We start from the raw sequence: 4,373 nt of genomic DNA on the forward strand, positions 1-4,373 counted from the left end.
TCCAGGCCCGTGACCAGGCCAGTTACGACGACTGCGTCGAGCAGGTCCGGGGCATCCTGCGCATGGCCCGCCGCGTGCCGCCAACCGAGCCTGACGATTTCGAGATTTCCTCCAACGACTCGCTCATCCGCCAGTTTCGCAGCCTCACCTTCGCCGTGCGCGTGGGCGTGGCGGTAATCAGCTCCATCGCCCTCATGGCCGCCGGCATCGGCATCATGAACATCATGCTGGCCAGCATCAATGAGCGCATTCGGGAAATTGGCATCCGTAAAGCCATTGGGGCCACCGACACCAGCATTTTCATTCAAATCCTCATCGAAAGTGCGGTCATCGCCCTCGTCGGCGGGATCGCCGGCCTGATCGCCGCCCAGGGATTCGTCAAGCTGCTCGCCTCGGTCACCCCCACCGGCAACACCCCCGTGGTCACATTCAGCGCCATGGCCATCGCCTTCACTTTCAGCCTCCTCACCGGCATCGTGGCCGGCTTGTTCCCCGCCTTCAAAGCCGCCCGTCTCGAGCCCATCCGCGCCCTCCGCCTGGACTAGGCCGTTCTTTCGATTTGCCCGGTGACAGCCCGGCGCGAGCTGTGTTAAAACAGCCCCGCGCGGGCCATGATTTTCGACAGTCTCACGTCCTCCAGTGGCGGCGCCGGCACGCAGCCGGGGCCGTTCGGGCGTTTCTATTTGCATGAGTTGATCAACAGCGGCGGAATGGCGGACATCTGGGTGGCCACCGACGCGCAAAACCGCACTTATGCCCTGCGCAAGCTGCACGACCGCTACAAGTTCAACTTTGTGGCGCGTGGCCGCTTCCTGCGGGGCTGCGAATTGCTGGCCCGGCTGCCCCCCCACGAGAACATCATCCGCTACATTGATCATGGGCGCATGGAAGGCACGCTCTACCTCCTCATGGATTATGTGGAAAGCTCCAATCTCAAGATTTTACAAGCCCGCCAGGATGAAGTGTTTGTGCAGAACATCAGCCAGATTTTGATTGATCTGGCGCTGGCCCTCGAACACATGCACGATCATGGCGTCATGCATCTGGACGTGAAACCGGAAAACGTCCTGATGACCCGCAACGGCAACATCCGCGTGGTGGATTTCGACCTCTGCCAGCCCATCCCCGAAAAACCCCGCAAGTTCGGGCGCAATCCGGGCACGCCCCATTACATGGCCCCGGAACAACTTCGCCGGCAGCCGTTTGATCAGCGCGTGGACATTTTCGCTTATGGCGTCACCGCCTACGAACTGTTGACCTACCAGAAGCCTTTCCCCGGCGAAACCCCGGAAGAAGTCCTGCGCAGCCAGATGGAACGGGCCTCCTTCTTCGCCGCGCCACGGGAACTCAACCCGGACATCCCACCGGCATTGGAGAAGATTCTGCTCAAGTGCCTGGAAAATGACCCGGAACGGCGCTACCCCATCATGAGCGCATTGGTGCACGACCTGCAAAATGCGCTCTACGTGCAATAAAACCCCTGCCCCACGCAGGCTGCAGCGCCAGCCCAAATACCCCGGGCTCCGCCCCGCGGCTCCTCACACCATGTCGTCCTTCCAGGGCTGGCCGTAAGCGGCAATATCTTCAGTCGAGGGCGGCAGAATGTCAGCCTCCGCCAGTTCGGGCACGGTGGGATTGCGGAAATTGACGCCCACCAAATCCAGATAATGGCCGAAGACATCGGTGTTTTGAATCAACCCCTTGAAACGCTCAGACCCCGGCCCGAACGCCACCACCGGCGAGTAGTCGGAGGTGTGCGAATTGCCAATCCAGTTGATGCCGGTGTAATTGGCCAGCAACTGCCCCAACTGGGCCGTATCATTGTTGAGCTGGTCAAACAAGGCGTCCCCCTGCCGGAGAAGGTATTTCTGGAACCACCGCGCCCGCTCAACAGGCATCTTGTAACCCGTCCATTCCTCCACCACCTCCACAATGCGCGCCGCCTCCACCCAGTAGCCATATTCCACCGTGCGCTGCTTGGGTTTCTTTTTCTCTTCCTCGCGTTTGGCCTTGTCCTCCGCTTCCTGGAGTTTGCGCTGCGCCTCCTCATCATCATAGCGATACAACACCGTCGGCGTTTTGTATGGCAGCGGCTCTTCTTTCTCGTTGATCGAAACCGGTTTAACCTCAATCTTGGTGCCCTGTTTCTTGATTTCCCCCAAAATCGTTCCCACCGACCCCTTAATTCTCTGAATGTTGGCCAGGCGCATGGGACTGCGCGAATAACCGCCCCCCATGCCACTGAGGCCGGGATTGGAATTACCATGATCAGTGGTCATGACCACCAGGGTGTCCGGATGTTCCCTGGTAAAGGCCACCACCAGATCAATGGCCTCGTCCAAGGCCAGTTGATCCAGGATCGCCCCGGCCGCGCACGAGCTGTGCGCCGCGTGATCCACCCGCCCGCCCTCAATCTGCAAAATGAAATTCCGGGCTCCGGCCAGCCGTTCCAAAGCGGCCGCAGTCATCTCCGCCAGCGTCGGCACCCGCTCGCGCAATTTCGGATCGCGCTGATGATCCACCGTGTAGGGCAGATGGCTGTCGGTGAATATGCCCAGCAACCTGCCGGTCTTGGGGGCCGCTTTCAGCTCGCTCCGCGTCTCCACTACCGAATAGCCGGCCTGGCGGTATGCTGCCTTCATATCCCGCTTGTCCAGCCGCTTCTTTTCCTCAAAAAACTGTTTGCCCCCGCCCAGCAAAATATCAATGCGCCGCTCCAGGTATTGCGCTGCAATCAATTCCGGATTCTCCCGGCTGCGCACGTTGGCGGCAAAGCCCGCTGGCGTGGCGTGCGTGATCTCGGTGGTGGTCACTAGGGCCCGTGTCCAGCCGATTTCCCCAAAAACCGTGTACAACGGCGTCAGGCGCTTGCCGTTGGGCAATACATTAAGCGCCCCGTTCACGACCCGCGCCCCGCTGCCCCAACTGGACGAGGCGGCAGCCGAATCCGTCACCAGCGAGTTCAGCGAGCGCATATTCATGTAGCAAAAATGCACTCCTGGCTGGTTCATTATTTGCATCCAGGTCAGCGGCCGTTTCCGCGTCAATTGGGAGTAATGATCGGCACAGGCCAAAGTGCCCGCGCTCATGCCGTCACTGACAATGTGGATGATGCGCGAGGGTCTCTGTCCGCTGCGCAAGTTCAGAGCTTCCGCTGAAACGGCAATATGCGGCGCGCCCACGGAGGCGGCCGCAGCGGCCAGTCCGGCACGAGTAAAAAAACGGCGGCGATTTAACATGGGTTAAAATTAGTGTGTGCCCGTTTGTTTTTCAACCTCCCAAAAACCCATGGCCTTTCGCCTTCAGTTCGCTTGACCTGAAGCTCAGGCGAATCAGGCGTTCGCGGCTTAGGGGGCAGGCGTCTGCAAGAGACGATAAAACCGCTGCCGGTTGGTAATGGACTCTGAATAATTCATCCATCCATTGCTCGGCATCATGGTCTGCAACAACCGCCACTGCGCCTCCTCCAACGCCTCTTTATATTCCAGACGATACTCCAAACCGTCCATGGCCTGCAGCCGCAGTTGCAGCCGGCCTTGTTCAAGGCGCAGGGCCCCCGGCTCAAAGTGGGGCGGTGCCCCCACCCGCACAATGAAGAAATTGGAGGTGGTCAGCGGCGGTGTGCCGCCATCGGTAACCAGAACCCAAATCTGATTGGTGCCGGGCGCCAGCGGGGTCCACGTAAATTGCCCCCCCGCGCTGAGCATCGCTCCCGCTGGAGCCCCTGGCCCCAAGGTGTAAACCAGATTACTGGCGGCCGTTTCAGCATCGGTTGCCGTGACCGCGAAGGATAAGGTCTGCCCTGCCAGCAGCCGCCGATGCGGCAACAACCCCAACACCGGCGGCGTGTTCTGCGCCACCAACCCCGGCGCATTCGATGCGCGCGGAGTCGGCCGCGACAACCGCCCCACCACAGGCCCTCCATTAGGATAGCGCCCTTCACTCACGTCCGGCGCCTGCGGGCCAAAAACCACCGCATCCACCAGCACACCTTGAGGGGTGAACAGTCTGATGGCGTCCCCTTGCCGATTCAGGGCGAAATTGACATGCAAATCAGGGCGGTCGGGCCGGTTTTGTCCGGGCTCTCCGTCAGCCCACACCAGCAAATAGCCCCCCGGAGGTATCACATAACCCTCCGGGATCGTGGTGCCCGAAGGCAAAGTCGTACTATCAGTCAGAATGTACCCCGTTAAGTCCACCGCCTCGGGGCCTGGATTGTACAACTCAAACCAGTCTTCATTTTGCAAATCCGCCGGATCGGCCAGGGTGTTGATATTGTCCGCCATCCATTCATTGATGAACACGGGCACCGGCGCCAGGGCCGGGTTGTTGCTGCTCCCCGGCGTGGGATAATGAAACACCCGCCGGTACAC

The 4,373-nt window shown here is 60.2% G+C and carries 4 protein-coding genes; 2 read left to right on the forward strand and 2 right to left on the reverse strand.

Annotation, left to right across the window (positions count from 1 at the left end):
* Both N3J91_07995 and N3J91_08000 read left to right on the forward strand, forming a co-directional pair.
* Positions 1-545, forward strand: a 545-nt coding sequence (locus N3J91_07995) for an FtsX-like permease family protein (GenBank protein ID MCX8156372.1), incomplete at its 5' end; no start/stop codon positions are given.
* Positions 546-611: 66 nt separating this feature from the next.
* Positions 612-1,475 (forward strand): serine/threonine protein kinase, encoded by an 864-nt coding sequence (locus N3J91_08000; GenBank protein ID MCX8156373.1) that lies wholly within the window; start codon positions 612-614, stop codon positions 1,473-1,475.
* Between the two features lie 63 nt (positions 1,476-1,538).
* Here N3J91_08000 and N3J91_08005 read toward each other — a convergent pair whose 3' ends face one another.
* Positions 1,539-3,089, reverse strand: coding sequence for an alkaline phosphatase (locus tag N3J91_08005; protein ID MCX8156374.1), 1,551 nt, complete (start codon positions 3,087-3,089; stop codon positions 1,539-1,541).
* A 258-nt stretch (positions 3,090-3,347) separates the two neighbouring features.
* Positions 3,348-4,373, reverse strand: a 1,026-nt coding sequence (locus N3J91_08010) for a lamin tail domain-containing protein (protein ID MCX8156375.1), incomplete at its 5' end; no start/stop codon positions are given.

It is taken from the genome of Verrucomicrobiia bacterium, from assembly GCA_026414565.1.
GTDB lineage: Bacteria > Verrucomicrobiota > Verrucomicrobiia > Limisphaerales > Fontisphaeraceae > Fontisphaera.

Bases quoted from the DNA above. Each gene is read 5' to 3' on its own strand.
- N3J91_08005 (MCX8156374.1), bottom strand. From the start codon at position 3,089: ATGAGCGCGGGCACTTTGGCCTGTGCCGATCATTACTCCCAATTGACG.
- N3J91_08000 (MCX8156373.1), top strand. From the start codon at position 612: ATGATTTTCGACAGTCTCACGTCCTCCAGTGGCGGCGCCGGCACGCAG.